Raw genomic sequence first — 19751 nt, 5'->3', positions numbered from 1 at the left:
GGAACGGACATGACGAATCATAATCTTGAGCAGCTGGCCGCCGATTTACGTCAGGCTGAAGAAAAAGGGGAAGCTATCGCCCCACTGCGTGAATTGATTGGTGTGGACAACGGCGAAGCGGCCTACGCCATTCAACGCATCAACGTGCAGTATGAAGTGGCGCGCGGGCGTCGCGTGGTCGGGCGCAAAGTAGGGCTGACACACCCGAAAGTGCAGCAGCAGCTTGGCGTCGATCAGCCGGACTTCGGTACGCTGTTTGCCGACATGTGCTACGGCGATAACGACACCATTGCGTTTGAGCGCGTGCTGCAACCGCGTATTGAAGCGGAAATCGCGCTGGTGCTGAACCGCGATCTGCCCAATGCCGACACTACTTTTGACGAGCTGTATAACGCCATCGAGTGGGTGCTGCCCGCGCTGGAAGTGGTCGGCAGCCGTATCCGTGACTGGTCAATCAAGTTTGTTGATACCGTGGCGGATAACGCCTCCTGCGGTGTGTATGTGGTCGGCGGCCCGGCACAGCGTCCGGCAGGATTAGATCTGAAAAACTGCGCGATGAAAATGACGCGCAACAACGAAGAGGTTTCCAGCGGACGCGGCAGCGAATGCCTGGGACATCCGATCAACGCCGCCGTCTGGCTGGCGCGCAAAATGGCCAGCCTCGGCGAGCCGCTACGTGCCGGAGATATCATTCTCACCGGCGCGTTAGGCCCGATGGTGGCGGTGAATGCGGGCGATCGTTTCGAGGCCCATATCGACGGTATTGGTTCAGTTGCCGCCACCTTTTCTGCGGCGATTACAAAAGGAAGTCAGTCATGAGTAAGCGTAAAGTCGCCATTATCGGCTCCGGCAACATCGGTACCGATTTGATGATAAAAATTCTGCGTCACGGGAAGCATCTGGAAATGGCGGTGATGGTCGGTATCGATCCAGATTCTGATGGTCTGGCGCGTGCCCGACGCATGGGCGTTGCCACCACCCATGAAGGGGTGACAGGGCTTATCGCCATGCCGGAATTCGCCGACATCGACATTGTTTTTGATGCCACCAGCGCAGGCGCGCATGTGAAGAACGACGCCGCGCTGCGCGCCGTTAAACCAGCGATCCGCCTGATCGACCTGACGCCCGCGGCAATCGGCCCGTACTGCGTGCCTGTGGTGAATCTGGAGGCCAACGTTGATCAGCAGAACGTTAATATGGTGACCTGCGGCGGGCAGGCGACTATCCCGATGGTGGCGGCAGTTTCTCGCGTGGCAAAAGTCCATTACGCCGAAATTATCGCCTCGATCGCCAGTAAATCTGCGGGTCCTGGCACGCGCGCTAATATCGATGAGTTTACCGAAACCACCTCGAAGGCGATTGAAGTGGTTGGCGGCGCGGCAAAAGGTAAAGCGATTATCGTCCTTAACCCGGCCGAGCCGCCGCTGATGATGCGCGACACGGTGTATGTGCTGAGCGAAGCGGCCTCTGAGGTTGAAGTTGAAGCATCGATTAATGAGATGGCGGCGGCGGTGCAGGCTTACGTGCCGGGCTATCGTCTGAAACAGCGTGTCCAGTTTGAAGTCATCCCGCAGGATAAACCGGTCAATCTGCCGGGCATCGGTCAGTTCTCCGGGCTGAAAACCGCGGTGTATCTGGAAGTGGAAGGCGCGGCGCACTATTTACCTGCCTATGCGGGCAACCTCGACATTATGACCTCCAGCGCGCTGGCGACCGCTGAGAAAATGGCGCAGTCACTCACTCGTCAGGCAGGAGAAGCAGCATGAACGGTAAAAAACTCTATATCTCTGACGTGACCCTGCGCGACGGCATGCACGCCATTCGTCATCAATATTCGCTGGAAAACGTGCGCCAGATTGCCAAAGCGCTGGACGACGCGAGGGTGGATTCCATTGAAGTGGCGCACGGCGACGGTCTGCAGGGTTCCAGTTTTAACTATGGCTTTGGCGCGCACAGCGACCTGGAGTGGATTGAAGCGGCGGCGGACGTGGTCAAGCACGCCAAGATCGCCACGCTGCTGTTGCCGGGCATCGGCACGATTCATGACCTGAAAAATGCGTATCAGGCTGGGGCGCGCGTCGTACGCGTGGCGACCCACTGCACCGAAGCGGACGTGTCGGCCCAGCATATTCAGTATGCGCGTGAACTGGGCATGGACACCGTCGGCTTTCTGATGATGAGTCATATGACCACGCCGGAAAACCTCGCACAGCAGGCGAAACTGATGGAAAACTACGGTGCGACCTGTATCTATGTGGTCGATTCAGGCGGGGCGATGAACATGTCTGATATCCGTGACCGCTTCCGCGCCCTGAAAGCGGTGCTGAAGCCGGAAACAGAAACCGGGATGCACGCCCACCACAACCTGAGCCTTGGCGTGGCGAACTCGATTGCTGCGGTAGAAGAGGGTTGTGATCGTATCGATGCCAGCCTGGCCGGTATGGGCGCAGGCGCAGGCAACGCGCCGCTGGAGGTGTTTATCGCCGCGGCGGATAAGCTTGGCTGGCAGCACGGCACCGATCTGTATGCGCTGATGGACGCCGCCGACGATCTGGTGCGTCCGCTGCAGGACCGCCCGGTGCGGGTGGACCGCGAAACGCTGGCGCTGGGCTATGCCGGCGTGTACTCCAGCTTCCTGCGCCACTGCGAAGTGGCGGCGGCGCGTTATGGCCTGAGCGCGGTAGATATTCTGGTGGAACTGGGCAAACGCCGGATGGTGGGCGGCCAGGAAGATATGATCGTCGACGTGGCGCTGGATCTGCGTAACAGAAAATAAAAATGATTACGCGGCTGGCAACGTATCAGCCGCGATTCACCTGCATCGTGACCTCAGAGGTACATCTTATGACTACCCGTACCCCCGCATCCTCATCCCGCCTGACGTTGACCGTCGGGCTGTGTTTTTTAGTCGCCCTGATGGAAGGGCTGGATTTACAGGCCGCCGGGATCGCTGCCGTCGGTATCGCCCATGCGTTTGCATTGGATAAAATGCAGATGGGCTGGATCTTCAGCGCGGGCATTCTTGGGCTGCTGCCCGGCGCGCTGGTGGGCGGCATGCTGGCCGATCGCTATGGCCGCAAACGCATTCTTATTGCCTCCGTGGCGCTGTTCGGCCTGTTCTCACTGGCAACAGCGATATCCTGGGATTTCTCATCGCTGGTGTTTGCTCGCCTGATGACCGGTGTTGGGTTGGGTGCGGCGTTGCCGAATCTGATCGCGCTGACTTCTGAGGCGGCGGGCCCGCGTTTTCGTGGTACGGCGGTGAGCCTGATGTACTGCGGTGTGCCGATTGGCGCGGCGCTGGCGGCAGCGCTCGGGTTTAGCGGTCTGGCCTCTGCCTGGCAAACCGTGTTCTGGGTCGGCGGGGTGATCCCGCTGCTGCTGGTTCCGCTGTTAATGCGCTGGCTGCCGGAATCACAGGTTTATACCCAACAAACGCAGGTGGCTGCCGCGCCGCTGCGCGCTCTGTTTGCGCCAACCACCGCGACAGCCACGCTGCTGCTGTGGCTGTGCTATTTCTTCACCCTGCTGGTGGTGTATATGCTGATCAACTGGCTGCCGATGCTGCTGGTCGAGCAGGGCTTTCAGCCCTCGCAGGCAGCAGGCGTGATGTTTGCTCTGCAAATCGGCGCGGCCAGCGGGACGTTAATTCTCGGGGCGTTGATGGACAAACTGCGTCCGGTGGTGATGTCGCTGCTGATCTACACCGGGATGCTGGCATCACTGCTGGCGCTGGGCACGGTATCGTCATTGAGCGGCATGTTGATGGCTGGATTTGTGGCGGGGATGTTTGCCACCGGTGGGCAAAGCGTGTTGTATGCGCTGGCACCGTTGTTTTACAGCACGCAGATCCGCGCCACCGGCGTTGGTACCGCTGTCGCCGTCGGGCGTCTGGGCGCGATGAGTGGTCCGTTGCTGGCAGGAAAAATGTTAGCGCTCGGCACCGGAACGGTAGGGGTGATGGCGGCTTCTGCGCCGGGGATATTGCTGGCAGGGCTGGCGGTATTTATTCTGATGAGTCGCAAATCGCAGATGCCGATCCCTGCCAGCGGTGCTTAAACGCTCATTCGGTAGTATGAGCAGGGAGATACGGTTCCCACTTCCGGGTGAACGCCAGCCGGTGAGGACGTTGCCAGAGTTTACATAAAGCCTGGCAACGGAGGCGTTATGAGCTGGCGGCCCTTTTTGTATTTGATTATTAATCCCCATCCGATATTAAGCGCCCGGCGCGGGCATTTGCGCCTGGTGCAGGGTTGACTTTGCATTCTGTTAACAAACGCGGTATAACAAACCTTCTTTGGATGTTTAGATGTCCATACGTTTAGAAGGTTATATGCAAACAACACAACAAAATGCGCCACTGAAGCGCACAATGAAAACGCGTCACCTGATAATGCTCTCCTTAGGCGGCGTGATTGGCACAGGGTTATTCTTCAATACCGGGTACATCATCTCCACTACCGGGGCGGCGGGAACGCTGCTGGCTTATCTGATTGGCGCGCTGGTGGTCTGGCTGGTTATGCAGTGTCTGGGCGAGCTTTCGGTCGCGATGCCGGAGACTGGGGCGTTTCACGTCTATGCTGCGCGTTATCTCGGCCCCGCAACGGGATATACCGTAGCCTGGCTCTACTGGCTGACCTGGACTGTGGCGCTGGGGTCGAGCTTTACCGCCGCCGGATTCTGTATGCAGTACTGGTTTCCACAGGTGCCGGTTTGGGTCTGGTGTGTGGTGTTCTGCGCGATTATTTTTGGTCTGAACGTCATCTCCACGCGCTTTTTTGCCGAAGGGGAGTTCTGGTTCTCGCTGGTAAAAGTGGTCACTATCATCGCCTTTATCATCCTCGGCGGGGCGGCGATTTTTGGTTTTATCCCGATGCAGGATGGCTCACCCGCGCCTGGACTGAGTAATATCACGGCGGAAGGCTGGTTCCCACACGGTGGCTTACCGATCCTGATGACGATGGTGGCGGTGAATTTTGCTTTTTCGGGAACCGAGCTTATCGGCATTGCCGCCGGAGAAACAGAAAACCCGCGCAAGGTCATTCCGGTAGCGATTCGTACCACTATCGCGCGACTGATTATTTTCTTTATCGGCACCGTGTTTGTGCTGGCGGCGCTGATCCCGATGCAGCAGGCGGGCGTGGAGAAAAGCCCGTTTGTGCTGGTGTTTGAGAAGGTGGGTATTCCTTACGCCGCCGATATTTTTAACTTCGTGATCCTGACGGCTATTCTATCCGCGGCGAACTCCGGGCTGTATGCCTCCGGGCGCATGCTGTGGTCGCTGTCGAATGAACGTACGCTACCGGCCTGTTTTGCGCGAGTAACGAAAAACGGCGTGCCGCTGACGGCGCTGTCGGTCAGTATGCTCGGTGGTGTACTGGCGCTGTTTTCCAGCGTGGTGGCCCCGGATACGGTATTTGTCGCGCTGTCGGCAATCTCCGGGTTTGCGGTGGTGGCGGTGTGGCTGAGCATTTGCGCTTCACACTTCGTCTTTCGCCGCCGTCATCTGCAGCAGGGTAAGGCATTGAGTGAATTGCATTATCGCGCGCCGTGGTATCCGCTGGTGCCGGTACTGGGATTTGTGCTGTGCCTGGTGGCTTGTGTCGGGCTGGCATTCGATCCAGCGCAGAGAATTGCGCTGTGGTGCGGGTTACCGTTTGTGGCAGTGTGTTATGGTGCTTATTTCCTTACTCAACCGCGTAAAACCAAACAGGAGCCCGAACATGTCGCAGAATAATCCGTTAAGCGCCATCCTCGATAAACAGGATTTCCTGCTGCTCGATGGTGCGATGGCGACGGAGCTGGAAGCGCGTGGCTGTAACTTAGCCGATAGTCTGTGGTCAGCCAAAGTGCTGGTCGAAAATCCGGAGCTTATCCGCGAAGTCCATCTCGATTACTACCGGGCGGGGGCGCAATGTGCGATCACCGCCAGCTATCAGGCGACGCCGGCGGGCTTTGCCGCGCGAGATCTGGATGAAGCGCAGTCGAAAGTGCTGATTGGCAAAAGCGTGGAGCTGGCGCGTAAAGCCCGCGAAGCGTATCTGGCAGAGAACCCGCAGGCGGGCACGCTGCTGGTAGCAGGATCGGTCGGGCCTTACGGTGCGTATCTGGCGGATGGTTCTGAATACCGTGGTGATTACCAACGTAGCGCTGAAGAGTTTCAGGCGTTTCACCGCCCGCGCGTGGAAGCCTTGCTGGATGCCGGGGCCGATCTTCTGGCCTGTGAAACCCTGCCAAATTTTGCCGAAATTAGCGCGCTGGCTGAGTTATTGACTGCATATCCGCGTGCGCGGGCGTGGTTCTCATTTACCCTGCGCGACAGCGAGCACCTGAGCGACGGTACGCCGCTGCGTGACGTGGTTGCGTTGCTGGCGGATTATCCGCAGGTGGTGGCGCTAGGTATTAACTGCATTGCGCTGGAAAACACCACCGCTGCGTTGCAGCATTTACACGGTTTAACGGCGCTGCCGCTGGTGGTGTATCCGAACTCGGGCGAGCAGTATGATGCCGTGAGCAAAACCTGGCATCATCACGGTGAGCATTGTGCGCATCTGGCGGATTATCTGCCGCAGTGGCAGGCCGCTGGCGCACGGTTGATTGGCGGGTGCTGTCGCACCACGCCGAAAGATATTGCCGCGCTAAAAGCGCGAAGCTGAGAGTTTATCGGGCCTACATCGTTCACTGTAGGCCTGATAAGCGCAGCGCATCAGGCATTGCCGGATGGTGGCATAAGCGCCTTATCCGGCCTACAAAGCCACAAAACGTTATGCCGCATCCGCCAGAACAAACATGCCGTACGGATGGATTTCGAGATAATACTGCTCGCCGACGTCCGGCTGTAAACGCGTAGCGTTGACCTGCAATAAGATCTCCTGCCCGTGCCATTCCACCGTGACTTCATACTGGGGGCCCATATAGGCCACGTGGCGGATCACGCAGCGCTGACTCTCTTCGCCGCGATCGCTAAGCGTGATCGCTTCCGGGCGCACGCCGACCATGCCTTCGCCTTGCGTATCAAAGTGCAGCGGGCGCGGCAGGTGGTAGCCGTAGATATCAACGTATTGGTCACCGAAGGTGGCCGGGAACAGGTTGGCGTCACCCATAAAACTTGCCATAAAGCGCGAGGCGGGCTGGCGGTAAAGATCCTGCGGTGAACCGATCTGCATGATGTGTCCCTTGTTCATCACCAGCACGGTATCGGAAACCGCAAAGGCTTCGCTTTGATCGTGGGTGACGTACAGCGAGGTGATATCAAACTGCTTTTGCAGTTCGCGGATCTTGTCGCGCATGCTGCGACGCAGGTTGGCGTCGAGGTTACTCAACGGCTCATCAAACAGCAGCACTTTCGGCTTGAGGATCAACGCGCGGGCCAGCGCTACGCGCTGCTGCTGACCGCCGGAGATCTGATCAACATAGCGCTCTTCGAATCCTTCCAGATCGACCATCGCCAGTGCTTCTTTGACACGGGCTTTCACTTCAGCGCGGGACACGCCGAGCATCTTCAGGCCGTAACCAACGTTCTCTCCCAGCGACATATGCGGGAACAGGGCATAGGACTGAAACACCATACAGATATCACGCTGCTGAATTGAGCGATGGGTGACGTCTTCGCCATCAATGAAAATCTGCCCTTCGCTCGGTTTTTCCAGCCCGGCGACCAGGCGCAAAATGGTGGTTTTACCGCAACCGGACGGGCCGAGCAGCGTCACCATTTGCCCCTGCGGGATGGTGAGGTTGATATTGTCGATTACCGTATTACTGCCAAATCGTTTGGTGACGTTGCGCAGTTCAACGAAATTTTTCTGAGTCATAGTGCGCTCCATTACGCCTGGTTTTTGGCTTTTGAACGGGAGGTACGTGATTCACCGATCAGCCAGTCAAAGATGAAAATAATCGCCAGCATCACCACGATCAGAATGGAACCGTAGGCAATCGCCACACCGTATTCGCCGTCTTCCACGCGGTTAAGGATGTAGGCCGTGGCCACGCGGGTATCCGGCGTGACGAGGAACACAATGGCGCTGACGGTGGTAATGGCGCGCACAAAGCTGTAAATCAGCGCCGAAAGGATCGCCGGGCGTAGCAGCGGCAGCAGGATATGCGTAATGGTACGCAGCGAACCGGCGCGCAGGCTGAGCGAGGCTTCATCCAGTGATTTATCGATCTGGCCTAAGCCCGCGATACCCGCGCGAATGCCGACCGGGACGTTACGCATTACCATCGAGATAATGACAATCGCCGCCGTACCAGTGAGGTACACCGGGGCGCTGTTAAAGGCCAGAATGTACGATACGCCCGCGACGGTGCCTGGAACGGCAAAGCACAGCATGGTGGTGAACTCGATGGTCTTCTTGCCCTTAAACTGTTGGCGCACGACTACCCAGGCGATCAGCAGACCGAAGATGGCGGTGATCGGCGCGGCAATACCGGCGTAGAGCAGGGTGTCGAGCAGTGAAGGCCATGCGCCGTCGCTCATCCCCTGACCGAACAGTTTGGTAAAGTTCGCTAACGTCAGGGTGTAGTCCACGCCCCAGTTAACGGTGAAACTGCCGTAGAAAATGCTGCCGTACAACAGGGCGTTAAAGGCAATCCACACCGCCAGCAGCGCGACCACGCTCCATACCAACGTCACAGGTAACGGTTGCACGTCGCCCCGGTAGGATTTACCGGAAACGGTGACGTATGAGCGTTTACCAATCCACATATATTGCACGCAGAACACCAGCAGTGAGAACAGCAGCAGGAAGGCACCCAGCGTACTGGCGGCCTGGTAGTCGAGCTGCGAACCGGTGATGTAGAAGTAGATTTGCGTTGCCAGCACGTCGAAGTTACCGCCGAGCACCAGCGGGTTACTAAAGTCAGCCAGCGACTGCACAACCACAATCAAAAAGGCGTTCGCCAGCGCTGGTTTCAGCAGCGGGACAAACACGCCGTTAAAGGTCTGCCAGCGGCTGGCACGCAGGGTGTATGACGCTTCTTCCAGCGACGGATGAATGGTTTTAATTGCTCCGTCGAGGATCATAAACGCCATCGGAGTGAAGGCCAGCACCTGCGCCAGCCAGATGCCGGTAAAACCGTACAGCCAGTTGGTGTTGGTTAAGCCAAACCATTCGACCATAAATTCGGTGATGTAGCCGGAGCGTCCCATCATCAGCGTGACGCCTAAACCCACGACAAACGGCGGGGTGACGATCGGCAAAATCGAGAAGATACGTCCGATTATGGCGCTGCGTCTGGCGATACGGGTAGTATAGATAGCCAGTACCAGACCAAAGAAGGTACAGCCGACGCCGACGGCAATCGACAGCATAATCGAGTTGAGGATCACCTGAATGATATGTGCCTGCGACAGCACATTCATAAACGCCAGCGGGGCAAATTCCCCGGCGTCGTTGGTGAACATCGGAATAAAAATAGCGATACTCGGCCAGACGATAAAAATACCGATTAGCGCGACAATCGCGGTGAGCGAACCGATGACGAAACGGTCGCCGCCCAGCCATTCCAGACGGGTGAGCGCCAGGGTCATGATCGCGCCAAGTGCCACAAACAACACTATGGTGGCATAGCCTAAGCCGCGCCCCTCAAGAGTCGCGCTGGCGACGATAAACGCCATACAGAAAAAAGCCCAGCCCGCATCAAGATAATGGCGGCCGCGCTGTTCGCGCCTGGCCTCATGGAACGGACGCACCAGTAGCAGGCTCGGCAGCAGATACCATAACCAACTGATATTGAATTGTGACCAGCCGTAGGCAGCGAGTATTTCCTCTCCTGTCGACTCCAGCAGACCGTAGTCCAGGCTCCAGCTTGGCAACAGGGCAAACGCCAGCCAGCCAAGCAAAACCCAAAGAAATATCGCATCCCGTTTTTTCACGGGATGGAGTGCAAGTGTGTGTGACATAGCGGTTCCGGTATTCCAGGCCGGATGCGGTATTTACGCCGCACCCGGCAAATGATCGCCGATGTAGGCTTATTTACCCATCTTCACTTCGCTGACCCACTTATTGATCAACGCTTTACGCACGTCGGTCGAGCCGTACTTATCCATGTCGTAATTGATAAGTTTCAGGTCGTCGAGCTTCAGCGAGTTAGGAGACGTCTCGGCGGTGGTGTTGGTCAGGATCTGATAGGACTTACCTTTCTTCCACGCCAGTTCCTGGGCATCTTTTGACAGTACCCAGTCAACGAACAGTTTGGCGTTATCGAGGTTGCGCGCGCCTTTCAGAATGCTAACGCCGCCGATCTCATAGCCAGTACCTTCGCACGGTGAAATTAGCTCCAGCGGTGCGCCCTGTTCTTTTTCCAGCGAGTAGTCGTGCAGGAAGCCAATGCCAATCGCCGTTTCGCCACGGGCGGCGTTACGCGCTGGGGCAATGCCTGATTTAGTGTATTGAGAGACGTTGGCGTTGAGCTGTTTCAGGTAGTCAAAGGCCTGATCTTCACCCCACAACTGGGCAAAAGTCGCCAGCGCGGTATAGGCGGTACCGGAGCTTTGCGGGTCAGCAATCTGGATTTCACCTTTGTATTCCGGTTTGGTCAGATCCTTCCAGCATTTTGGCACCGGCAGGTTTTTCTCTTTCAGGCGCTGGGTATTGACGCCAAAGCCCAGAATACCGACGTAAACCGCCGAGGAGAGATTGCCTTTCACCTTCGCGGGATCGCGGAATTTCTCCATGATCTGTTCGAGATTGGGTGATTTATACGGCTGCAGCAGGCCCATTTCCCCGGCCTGGGACTGCGGATCCAGCGTACCGCCGTACCAGACATCCGCCTGCGGATTTTTCTTCTCGGCATCCACTTTCGCCAGCGTACTGCCCGAACCGTTGCGAATGAATGAGGTTTTCACATCATATTTTTCACCGAAGGCTTTGGTTTCGGTTTCGCACATCTCGTTAGTGGCGCTGCAATACACCACCAGACGGCCCTGCGCCTGAGCTGCGTTGCTGAAGGCTGCCAGCGTCAGAGCGGAGGCAATTAGTGTAGAGGTAAGCGTCAGTTTCATTGTTTTATCCTTTGACTGAGAGAAGGGGTAATGCCTGCAATGAGCAGTGGCATCAGCAATAAACCCATAAAGACAGCGGCGACCGAGAGCAAACTGAACATTCCCGACCAGCCGTAGTGTTCTATGACCAGCGACAGCGGCCAACCCGCCAGCGCGGCCCCCAGATAGGCAAACAGCCCGAGAAAACCGGTAATTGAACCTGCTGCCGCTTTGTGTCCGCACTCCACTGCCGCGAGGCCAATTAGCATCTGTGGGCCAAACACAAAAAAGCCCACCGTAAAGAAACACATTGCCAGTAGCGCGTAGTGGTGCACCGGCGCCAGCCACAGCGCGGCGACGGAGACCATCAGCCCCAGCGTGAACAGCAAAATCATCGGCGCACGCTGACCGCTGAACAGCAGATCCGAGCCCCATCCGGCAAACAGCGCCCCCAGCAAACCGCCAACTTCAAACAGCATCACCGTGGCATTGGCGCTGAGCAGATTCACGCCGTGGCTTTCCGTCAGCCAGATGTTGCCCCAGTCGTTGAGCGCAATGCGGATCAAATAGACCAATACATACGACACGCCGAGCAGCCAGATCATCGGGTTTTTCAGCATGGTGGTACGTAACATTTGCCACAGCCCCATCGGCGGACTTTGCTGTTCCTGACGCAGCTCCAGCGGGTCATGCCGCCATTCCCCAACCGTCGGTAATCCCTCTTCCCGGGGCGTGCCTTTCAGTTGCAGAGTGAGCCAAATGCCTAACGCCATGCTGATAATCCCCGGTGCCAGCATCGCTGCCTGCCAGCCCCACCAGTGGGCGGCAAAGGCGCTAATCAGCGGGATAACTGCCCCACCAATGTTGATCGACATATTCCAGCAGCCCCACCAGAATCCGCGTTCGTTGCGCGAGTACCAGTGGGTCAGTAGTCGGGCGCAGGGCGGCCAGCCCCAGCCCTGAAAAAATCCGTTCAGCGTCCAGACCACCAGCAGTAGCGTCAGCGATTCACCAAAGGCGAACAGCACATTCAAAACACCGGTGGCGAAAAGGCCAATGCCCATAAATGCGCGTTGTCCATGGCTGTCGTGCCACAGTCCGGCGGTAAATTTCGACAGGCCATAGGTCAGGTAAAACAGCGACCCCAGCAGGCCGATATCGCCTTTATCCAGACCCAGGTCCGTTTGTAGCGCCGGGAGGACGTAGTTGACACTTTTACGCGTCAGATAAAACGCGGCATAGCCAATGACCATACACATCAGCAGCCGAGGGCGTAGCGCCCGGTATTGTTGATCTGTTTCGCTGGCTGAGCGTGTATGCATGGCAGTCTCCGTTTGTGCTGACTATAGGAAAGTGAAAGCAAAAGGGGATGAGAGAAAGTCCAGAGTGGCTAAGACTTTTTCCTGGTTAGCGGCTGATTTGTTGCAAATTTGTGGGCAGGTTAACAATTACCCGTGTGCCGTTGTTTGATTCGATCGTCAGTTCACCGCCAAGGGCGCTCACCCGCTCACGCATTCCCTGGATACCGAAACCGGGAATTTTTTCCGGCAGAATACCCACGCCATTGTCAGCGACGTCCAGAAACAAGCTATGTTCCTGCTGGCGCAGCGTAATCGACACATCGCTGGCATCGGCATGTTTACAGACGTTATTGAGTAACTCCTGCAACAGGCGATACAGCGTGAAGCGCACCGTTTCGTTTTCTGGCGTATTCTCTAGCTGATAATCAAAGCGACAGCGAATACCCCGTTCAGCAAAAGCAAATTCATTCACCAGATGATGTAGTGCATCTTTAAAAGACAGTTCATCGAGCGCGGGTGGGCGCAGCTGGCGCAACAGCTGGCGGGTGGAGTGGTGAATACGCCGGGCCAGGTCGTTGATCTGATTTGCCGCCTCAAGCGTTTGCTCGCGACCCGGTGCGCGTTTGACCAGTTGTGATTGAATTTGAATGGCGGTGATGTTCTGACCAATCTCGTCGTGCAGTTCCCGCGCCAGGCTTTTGCGCGTGTTTTCTTCGGTGCGGATCAGCTGTTCGGTCAGCGCGCGACGCGCCGCCAGTTCAGTTTCCAGACGCTGGCGATAATGGTGCAGGTTTTGCGCCAGATGCTGCTGGCGGCTGATGGCGATCCCCAGCCCTATGCCGAGCAGCGCTTGGGTGGCGAGGAAAATCTCCAGCTCCAGTAAATTACTGAACCCGACGCCGATTTGCCGGGCGATGGTGATCATCATACTGCCGAGTAATCCGGACAACACGCCGCCCTGCCAGCCAAATTTCCACGCCATCACCACATTCGGTAAGAACACCACGATCAGCAACAGGCGCTCGATCTCCGGCGACAACACCATCTGGGTGCCGATGCCAATAATAAAAAACAGGCTGCACCAGATGATAAGCGAGGTGCGCAGCGGGGGATTGGTGGTATCCAATCCGAGCAAATGATAGCGGTGCTGCTGGCGCAAAAATTCATAGATCAGATAGACAAACGGCGTCAGCAGCACTCCGCCGGTAAACGACGCCAGGCCAATTAACGTTGCCGGACTTTGGATAAACGGTGAAAGCAGGGCGGTATTGAGCAATGAGGTGAGCGTCACCGCGGCCAGCAGCAGCGTTAAGCGCTGCCAGTAAAGGGGGAAGCGGTGCCAGTATGACTGGCCGATGCTCGCCGGAATCAGGCTAATTAACGGCGCAGCCAGCAGGATATAGCCATTCAATAATTGCTCACTGTGCAGCCAGAACAACATCAGCACCGGCGGCAATACCAGCGCGGGCCAGTAACGGCGAGAAAGCAGGATGAGCAGCGCGAGATAGACGCCGTGTGGCAGGAACAGCGCCGCCTGCTGGCCGTTGTGGGTCAGGTAAAACCCCAGCGTCCACAGCATCAACCAGCCCGATCCCCAGGCCAGCAGAATAAACAGAGAAATAACCCAATGCCGAAGGCTACGCGACATTAATGCCCCGTTAATAGCTGGTGGTCGAGGGCAAAATGCACCAGATCGATGGTGCTGTGGCATTGCAGTTTGCCCAGCACGTTCGCCCGATGAACGTGCACCGTCTTGTGGCTGAGGTCGAGCTTGAAGGCGATCTCTTTTACGCTGTCGCCTTTGACCAACAGCTCAAACACTTCGCGCTCGCGTGGGGTCAGTACTTCCAGTACCTGCGCGGGCTGTTCGCCGCCGCGTAGCGCCCGCAGCGCATCGGCGCACAGGTAATGCCCGCCCATACCGACCGATCGTACCGCCTGCACCAGCTCCTCTGGTCCGCAGCGTTTGGTCAGGTAGCCACTGGCGCCGGCATCCAGCGCACTTTGCACAAACGTGGGTGAGTCATAGATGCTGAGAATGATGGCGCGAAAACCGGGCTTCTGTGCCCGCAGTCGTTTTAACAGGCTCAGACCATTTTCATCCGGCATGGCGATATCCATCACCGCAACGTTGACGTCATCATGCAGAAGTGCAGGCCAGGCCTCCGCTGCGCTGCTGTACTGACCGGTAACGTTGAGATCGTCTTCGAGACTGAGTAATTGCGCAAAGCCGGAACGCACCACCACATGGTCATCCACCAGCACAACATGAATCATGATTTTATTCTCTTGCCTGATAATGGCGTCTATGATGCCGGTCAGCGCCGCGCTGGCAATCATCCAGGTGTAGTTATGTAACGAATGTAACAAAATCGCAATAATTTGCCGGGTGTTGTAGGCCTGATGGCGGCGCAAGCGCCTTATCAGGCCTACGAATTCCATCTGTAATGAGCAAAATCGCTAACTATTGCCGCTTTTTTTCTAAAAACGCTTTGTTCTTAGCCAGAATTTTTAATTCCTTTATCAAATTGTGCCGCAACGAAATACTGCCTCCATAACAAGACAGGGGAGCAGACAATCATGGCTATTTCATCGCGTAACGCACTTCTCGGTGCTCTGGCATTCATCGCATTTCAGGCGCAGGCGGTGAACGTCACCGTCGCTTATCAGACCTCCGCCGAACCCGCCAAAGTGGCGCAGGCGGATAATACTTTTGCCAAAGAGAGCGGCGCTACCGTTGACTGGCGCAAATTCGACAGCGGCGCGAGCATCGTCCGGGCGCTGGCCTCCGGCGACGTGCAGATCGGTAATCTTGGCTCCAGCCCGCTGGCGGTCGCCGCCAGTCAGCAAGTACCCATTGAAGTTTTTCTGCTGGCGTCAAAGCTTGGTAACTCCGAGGCACTAGTGGTGAAGAAAAACATCAGTAAACCGCAAGATTTGATTGGCAAACGCATTGCGGTGCCGTTTATCTCCACCACCCATTACAGCCTGCTGGCGGCGTTGAAACACTGGGGGATTAAACCCGGTCAGGTGGAGATTGTGAACCTGCAACCACCTGCGATTATTGCCGCATGGCAGCGCGGGGATATTGACGGCGCGTACGTCTGGGCTCCTGCGGTCAATGCGCTGGAAAAAGACGGCAAGGTGTTAACCGACTCATCGCAGGTTGGTGAGTGGGGCGCACCGACGCTGGACGTGTGGGTGGTACGCAAAGATTTTGCAGAGAAGCATCCTGAGGTGGTGAAAGCCTTTGCCAAAAGCGCTATCGATGCGCAGCAACCTTATATCGCTAATCCCGATGAGTGGCTGAAGCAGCCGGAGAATATCAGCAAATTGTCGCGTTTAAGCGGCGTGCCGGAAGCGGATGTGCCGGGACTGGTGAAAGGTAACACTTACCTGACGCCGCAACAGCAGACTGCCGAACTGACCGGACCGGTGAACAAAGCCATTATCGACACCGCGCAGTTCCTCAAAGAGCAGGGCAAAGTCCCCGCTGTTGCGACGGATTACAGCCAGTATGTGACCGATCGCTTCGTGCAATAAATAAGGAGGCGCTGATGCTGCAAATCTCTCATCTTGCCGCCAGCTACGGTGGAAAACCGGCGCTGGAGGATATCAACCTGACGCTCGATAGCGGTGAGCTGCTGGTGGTACTCGGACCTTCCGGTTGCGGGAAAACCACATTGTTAAATCTGATTGCCGGATTTGTGCCGTATCAGCATGGCAGCATCACGCTGGCGGGTAACAGGGTTGATGGTCCGGGGGCAGATCGCGGGGTCGTGTTCCAGAATGAAGGTCTGCTGCCCTGGCGTAACGTGCAGGACAACGTGGCTTTTGGTCTGCAGCTGGCGGGGGTGGATAAACCACAGCGTCAGCGTATTGCCCTGGAGATGTTGCAGAAAGTCGGGCTGGAGGACGCGGGCAAACGCTTTATCTGGCAGCTTTCCGGTGGACAGCGGCAGCGCGTCGGCATTGCGCGGGCGCTGGCGGCCAATCCACAGTTGTTGTTGCTGGATGAACCTTTTGGCGCGCTCGACGCCTTTACTCGTGAGCAGATGCAAACTCTGCTGCTGAAGCTGTGGCATGAGACTGGCAAACAGGTGCTGTTGATTACGCACGATATTGAAGAAGCGGTGTTTATGGCGACAGAGCTGGTATTGCTGTCGCCAGGCCCTGGCCGGGTACTGGAGCGTCTGCCGCTGAATTTCGCCCGTCGCTTTGTGGCTGGAGAGTCGAGTCGCAGCATTAAGTCCGATCCGCAGTTTATCGCCATGCGCGAGTACGTGTTAGGTCGAGTCTTTGAACAACGGGAGGCATTTTCATGAGCGTGGTGATTAATGATAAACCCCGTCGCCAGCGCGCGCTCAACTGGCGCTGGCCGTTCTCGCGGCAGATTACCTTAAGCCTTGGTACGTTGGCCGTCATTTTGGCGTTGTGGTGGACGGTGGCGGCGCTGCAGTTAGTCAGTCCGCTGTTTTTACCGCCACCGGGACAGGTTTTACAAAAGCTGATCGTTATTGCCGGTCCGCAGGGATTTATGGACGCCACGCTGTGGCAGCATCTGGCGGCGAGTCTGACACGTATTGTTATCGCGCTGCTGGCGGCGGTGCTGCTGGGCGTTCCGGTTGGAATCGTTATGGGGCTGAGTCCGACGATGCGCGGCATTCTCGATCCGATCATTGAGCTGTATCGTCCGGTTCCGCCCCTGGCCTATCTGCCGCTGATGGTCATTTGGTTTGGCATTGGCGAAACGTCCAAGATCTTGCTTATCTATCTGGCGATTTTCGCCCCTGTAGCAATGTCGGCGCTGGCGGGAGTGAAAAGTGCGCAGCAGGTGAGAGTGCGCGCCGCGCAATCGCTGGGAGCCAGCCGTGCGCAGGTGCTGTGGTTTGTTATTTTGCCGGGGGCATTACCTGAGATCCTCACCGGATTACGTATCGGACTTGGGGTGGGCTGGTCGACGCTGGTGGCGGCAGAGCTGATTGCCGCCACGCGAGGCTTAGGATTTATGGTCCAGTCTGCCGGTGAGTTTCTGGCAACGGATGTGGTGCTGGCGGGGATCGCGGTGATTGCCGTTATCGCGTTTATTTTAGAACTGGGTCTGCGCGCGCTTCAGCGCCGCCTGACGCCCTGGCATGGAGAAGTACAATGAGTGAACGTCTGAGCATAACCCCGCTGGGGCCGTATATTGGCGCACAAATTTCCGGTGCGGATTTGGCGCGTCCGCTGAGCGATAATCAGTTTGAACAGCTTTATCACGCGGTATTGCGCCACCAGGTGGTGTTTCTGCGCGAGCAGGTGATTACGCCGCAACAACAGCGGGCGCTGGCGCTGCGTTTTGGCGATCTGCATATTCACCCGGTCTATCCGCATGCCGAAGGAGTAGAAGAAATTATCGTGCTGGATACCCATAACGATAATCCGCCGGATAACGACAACTGGCACACCGATGTCACCTTTATCGACACGCCGCCTGCCGGGGCGATTTTAGCGGCGAAAGAGCTGCCATCAACTGGGGGCGACACCCTGTGGACCAGTGGGATTGCCGCTTATGAAGCATTGTCTGAGCCGTTCCGTCAGTTGCTGAGTGGCCTGCGGGCAGAGCATGATTTCCGTAAATCATTTCAGGAATATAAATATCGCAAGACCCCAGAGGAGCACCTGCGCTGGCTGGAGGCCGTCGCTAAACATCCACCGTTGCTGCATCCAGTGGTACGCACGCATCCGGTGAGCGGGAAGCAGGCGCTGTTCGTGAATGAAGGATTTACCACACGAATTGTCGATGTCACGGAAAAAGAGAGCGAGGCGTTACTGAGCTTTTTGTTCGCGCATATCACCAAACCGGAGTTTCAGGTGCGCTGGCGCTGGCAGCCCAACGATGTGGCGATTTGGGATAATCGCGTGACGCAGCATTATGCGAATGCGGATTATCTGCCGCAGCGGCGCATTATGCATCGGGCAACGATTCTGGGAGATAAGCCATTTTATCGGGCGTGATGATTACCGGAGACGCTTCACTTGCCGGGCCTACGACCTGTAGGCCCGGTTAGGCGTTATTAACGCAGAATTTTTTTCTCAGCCAGATCCAGTGCGAAGTAGCTGAAGATCAGATCCGCGCCAGCGCGTTTGATCGACCCTAAGCTTTCCAGCACCACTTTCTCTTCATCTATAGCCCCCGCCAGCGCCGCGAATTTGATCATCGCGTATTCACCGCTGACCTGATAAGCGCCAATCGGCAGCTCGGTGCGCTCGCGGATATCACGCAGAATATCGAGGTATGCGCCAGCCGGTTTGACCATCAGGCAGTCTGCGCCCTGGGCTTCATCCAGCAGCGATTCGCGAATCGCTTCCCGACGGTTCATCGGGTTCATCTGATAGGTTTTACGATCGCCTTTCAGCGCGGTGCCCGCGGCTTCACGGAATGGGCCGTAAAAAGATGAGGCAAACTTAGTGGAGTAGGACATGATAGCGGTATCGGTGAAGCCCGCGGCGTCCAGCGCCTGGCGAATCGCCTGTACCTGACCATCCATTGCGGCGGAAGGTGCGATGAAGTCCGCACCCGCTGCGGCGGCAACCACCGCCTGCTTGCCAAGGTTGGTAAGGGTTAAATCGTTATCCACGCCGTGATCGCATAACACGCCGCAGTGGCCGTGTGAGGTGTATTCGCAGAAGCAGGTGTCGGACATGACGATCATTTCCGGCACGGTCTGTTTGCAGATACGCGACATGCGCGCCACCAGGCCGTCTTCTTTCCAGGCATCGCTACCGGTGTCATCCGTATGGTGGGAAATGCCGAAAGTCATCACCGAGCGGATGCCAGCATTAGCAATGCGTTCAATTTCGCGCGCCAGGTGCTTCTCTGGAATACGCATCACGCCTGGCATGGCGTCGATAGCTTTGTAATCGTCGAGTTCTTCTTCAACAAAGATCGGCAACACCAGGTCATTTAAGCTGAGTGTTGTCTCTTCAAACATAGCGCGCAGCGCGGGAGATTTGCGCAGGCGGCGAGGGCGTTGGATTAGGTCTGTCATGGTATGCCTGATGTTTGTGGAATCGAAGGCCGTAGTATACCCGAACCTGAGGGCGTGTGGTTTACGAAAGTTGGCGTTATATCTGGATTTCCTGTAACGAAGGGATGAATCATTAGCGCAATTTATTCACAAGCATAGCAATTTATTCATATTCATTATTTTGTTTATTGTTTTTTTATTATTTTAAATATCTATGTGTTTGCTTTTATAGCGTGGTGTATAGATTTTGTTTGTTTATTATCTATATATTTGTTTGCGTTCTGATTCATTAGTGAATTGTATGATTTGAATGTTGGTTAGCTTTTAATTGATTGAAAGTGTTGGTTTTTATATTTCTTAAATGGCGTAACTTGGATTTATTACGTTGTCCGTTTTCGGACAACGGGCAAAGAATAATTGAACCTTTCCTTAATGAAACCGCATAATCGTCCCTGCGAA

At 56.3% G+C, this 19751-nt stretch carries 17 protein-coding genes; 10 read left to right on the top strand and 7 right to left on the bottom strand.

Annotated elements, in window-relative coordinates:
- The first annotated feature begins 9 nt into the window (after positions 1-9).
- The 6 genes from mhpD (at position 10) to mmuM (ending at position 6656) form a co-directional block, all read left to right on the top strand.
- The gene (mhpD, locus tag SK39_RS06165; protein ID WP_048216774.1) at positions 10-819 is read left to right on the top strand and encodes a 2-keto-4-pentenoate hydratase; all 810 of its coding nucleotides are present in this window, start codon (positions 10-12) and stop codon (positions 817-819) included.
- Entirely contained in the window at positions 816-1766 is a 951-nt protein-coding gene (gene mhpF, locus SK39_RS06160; protein ID WP_003838629.1) for an acetaldehyde dehydrogenase, read from the top strand. Before mhpD ends, mhpF begins: the two co-directional genes overlap by 4 nt.
- Positions 1763-2776: a 4-hydroxy-2-oxovalerate aldolase gene (gene mhpE / locus SK39_RS06155; protein WP_003021379.1), complete on the top strand. Its 1014-nt coding sequence runs from the start codon at positions 1763-1765 to the stop codon at positions 2774-2776. The genes mhpF and mhpE overlap by 4 nt, the downstream gene beginning before the upstream one ends.
- Before the next feature lie 68 nt (positions 2777-2844).
- Positions 2845-4059 carry a 3-(3-hydroxy-phenyl)propionate transporter MhpT gene (gene mhpT / locus SK39_RS06150; RefSeq protein WP_008320943.1) on the top strand — a complete coding sequence of 405 codons (1215 nt, stop codon included), beginning with the start codon at positions 2845-2847 and terminating at the stop codon, positions 4057-4059.
- A 274-nt stretch (positions 4060-4333) separates the two neighbouring features.
- Positions 4334-5737, top strand: a complete 1404-nt coding sequence (gene mmuP / locus SK39_RS06145) for an S-methylmethionine permease (protein ID WP_046669946.1) — start codon at positions 4334-4336, stop codon at positions 5735-5737.
- Positions 5724-6656 (top strand): homocysteine S-methyltransferase, encoded by a 933-nt coding sequence (gene mmuM, locus SK39_RS06140; protein ID WP_048216773.1) that lies wholly within the window; start codon positions 5724-5726, stop codon positions 6654-6656. Before mmuP ends, mmuM begins: the two co-directional genes overlap by 14 nt.
- A 108-nt stretch (positions 6657-6764) precedes the next feature.
- On the opposite strand, the gene fbpC is transcribed toward mmuM, so the two are convergent.
- The 6 genes from fbpC to SK39_RS06110 all read right to left on the bottom strand — a co-directional run bounded on the left by fbpC (position 6765) and on the right by SK39_RS06110 (position 14559).
- Positions 6765-7811 carry a ferric ABC transporter ATP-binding protein gene (gene fbpC, locus SK39_RS06135; RefSeq protein ID WP_003847645.1) on the bottom strand — a complete coding sequence of 349 codons (1047 nt, stop codon included), beginning with the start codon at positions 7809-7811 and terminating at the stop codon, positions 6765-6767.
- An 11-nt stretch (positions 7812-7822) separates the two neighbouring features.
- On the bottom strand, positions 7823-9901 hold the full coding sequence (locus SK39_RS06130; RefSeq protein ID WP_048216772.1) for an ABC transporter permease: 2079 nt from the start codon (positions 9899-9901) through the stop codon (positions 7823-7825).
- Positions 9902-9970: 69 nt separating this feature from the next.
- Positions 9971-11002 (bottom strand): ABC transporter substrate-binding protein, encoded by a 1032-nt coding sequence (locus SK39_RS06125; RefSeq protein ID WP_003021397.1) that lies wholly within the window; start codon positions 11000-11002, stop codon positions 9971-9973.
- Positions 10999-12303, bottom strand: coding sequence for an MFS transporter family glucose-6-phosphate receptor UhpC (uhpC, locus tag SK39_RS06120; protein WP_003021400.1), 1305 nt, complete (start codon positions 12301-12303; stop codon positions 10999-11001). Before uhpC ends, SK39_RS06125 begins: the two co-directional genes overlap by 4 nt.
- Positions 12304-12388: 85 nt before the next feature.
- Positions 12389-13930 carry an MASE1 domain-containing sensor histidine kinase gene (locus SK39_RS06115; protein ID WP_016149684.1) on the bottom strand — a complete coding sequence of 514 codons (1542 nt, stop codon included), beginning with the start codon at positions 13928-13930 and terminating at the stop codon, positions 12389-12391.
- Positions 13930-14559: a response regulator transcription factor gene (locus SK39_RS06110; RefSeq protein ID WP_003021406.1), complete on the bottom strand. Its 630-nt coding sequence runs from the start codon at positions 14557-14559 to the stop codon at positions 13930-13932. Before SK39_RS06110 ends, SK39_RS06115 begins: the two co-directional genes overlap by 1 nt.
- Before the next feature lie 303 nt (positions 14560-14862).
- On the opposite strand from SK39_RS06110, the gene tauA reads away from it, so the two are divergent.
- The 4 genes from tauA to tauD are packed head-to-tail and all read left to right on the top strand — an operon-like array spanning position 14863 to position 18279.
- Positions 14863-15825, top strand: coding sequence for a taurine ABC transporter substrate-binding protein (gene tauA, locus SK39_RS06105; RefSeq protein WP_003838610.1), 963 nt, complete (start codon positions 14863-14865; stop codon positions 15823-15825).
- A gap of 14 nt (positions 15826-15839) precedes the next feature.
- Positions 15840-16607 carry a taurine ABC transporter ATP-binding subunit gene (gene tauB / locus SK39_RS06100; RefSeq protein ID WP_003838608.1) on the top strand — a complete coding sequence of 256 codons (768 nt, stop codon included), beginning with the start codon at positions 15840-15842 and terminating at the stop codon, positions 16605-16607.
- On the top strand, positions 16604-17434 hold the full coding sequence (gene tauC, locus SK39_RS06095; RefSeq protein ID WP_032936994.1) for a taurine ABC transporter permease TauC: 831 nt from the start codon (positions 16604-16606) through the stop codon (positions 17432-17434). Before tauB ends, tauC begins: the two co-directional genes overlap by 4 nt.
- Positions 17431-18279: a taurine dioxygenase gene (gene tauD / locus SK39_RS06090; protein ID WP_003021417.1), complete on the top strand. Its 849-nt coding sequence runs from the start codon at positions 17431-17433 to the stop codon at positions 18277-18279. Before tauC ends, tauD begins: the two co-directional genes overlap by 4 nt.
- Positions 18280-18338: 59 nt before the next feature.
- Here the strand turns inward: tauD and hemB are convergent, their stop codons facing one another.
- Positions 18339-19313, bottom strand: a complete 975-nt coding sequence (gene hemB, locus SK39_RS06085; RefSeq protein WP_003021420.1) for a porphobilinogen synthase — start codon at positions 19311-19313, stop codon at positions 18339-18341.
- Positions 19314-19751: the final 438 nt, after the last annotated feature.

Origin of the sequence: Citrobacter sp. BIDMC107 (genome assembly GCF_001037575.1) — a bacterium.
Lineage (GTDB): Bacteria > Pseudomonadota > Gammaproteobacteria > Enterobacterales > Enterobacteriaceae > Citrobacter > Citrobacter freundii.
This window is presented reverse-complemented; position numbering and strand designations above follow the sequence as displayed.

Coding starts and splice junctions, on each gene's coding strand:
- mhpD (WP_048216774.1), top strand. CDS start 10: ATGACGAATCATAATCTTGAGCAGCTGGCCGCCGATTTACGTCAGGCT.
- mhpF (WP_003838629.1), top strand. CDS start 816: ATGAGTAAGCGTAAAGTCGCCATTATCGGCTCCGGCAACATCGGTACC.
- mhpE (WP_003021379.1), top strand. CDS start 1,763: ATGAACGGTAAAAAACTCTATATCTCTGACGTGACCCTGCGCGACGGC.
- mhpT (WP_008320943.1), top strand. CDS start 2,845: ATGACTACCCGTACCCCCGCATCCTCATCCCGCCTGACGTTGACCGTC.
- mmuP (WP_046669946.1), top strand. CDS start 4,334: ATGCAAACAACACAACAAAATGCGCCACTGAAGCGCACAATGAAAACG.
- mmuM (WP_048216773.1), top strand. CDS start 5,724: ATGTCGCAGAATAATCCGTTAAGCGCCATCCTCGATAAACAGGATTTC.
- fbpC (WP_003847645.1), bottom strand. CDS start 7,811: ATGACTCAGAAAAATTTCGTTGAACTGCGCAACGTCACCAAACGATTT.
- SK39_RS06130 (WP_048216772.1), bottom strand. CDS start 9,901: ATGTCACACACACTTGCACTCCATCCCGTGAAAAAACGGGATGCGATA.
- SK39_RS06125 (WP_003021397.1), bottom strand. CDS start 11,002: ATGAAACTGACGCTTACCTCTACACTAATTGCCTCCGCTCTGACGCTG.
- uhpC (WP_003021400.1), bottom strand. CDS start 12,303: ATGCATACACGCTCAGCCAGCGAAACAGATCAACAATACCGGGCGCTA.
- SK39_RS06115 (WP_016149684.1), bottom strand. CDS start 13,930: ATGTCGCGTAGCCTTCGGCATTGGGTTATTTCTCTGTTTATTCTGCTG.
- SK39_RS06110 (WP_003021406.1), bottom strand. CDS start 14,559: ATGATTCATGTTGTGCTGGTGGATGACCATGTGGTGGTGCGTTCCGGC.
- tauA (WP_003838610.1), top strand. CDS start 14,863: ATGGCTATTTCATCGCGTAACGCACTTCTCGGTGCTCTGGCATTCATC.
- tauB (WP_003838608.1), top strand. CDS start 15,840: ATGCTGCAAATCTCTCATCTTGCCGCCAGCTACGGTGGAAAACCGGCG.
- tauC (WP_032936994.1), top strand. CDS start 16,604: ATGAGCGTGGTGATTAATGATAAACCCCGTCGCCAGCGCGCGCTCAAC.
- tauD (WP_003021417.1), top strand. CDS start 17,431: ATGAGTGAACGTCTGAGCATAACCCCGCTGGGGCCGTATATTGGCGCA.
- hemB (WP_003021420.1), bottom strand. CDS start 19,313: ATGACAGACCTAATCCAACGCCCTCGCCGCCTGCGCAAATCTCCCGCG.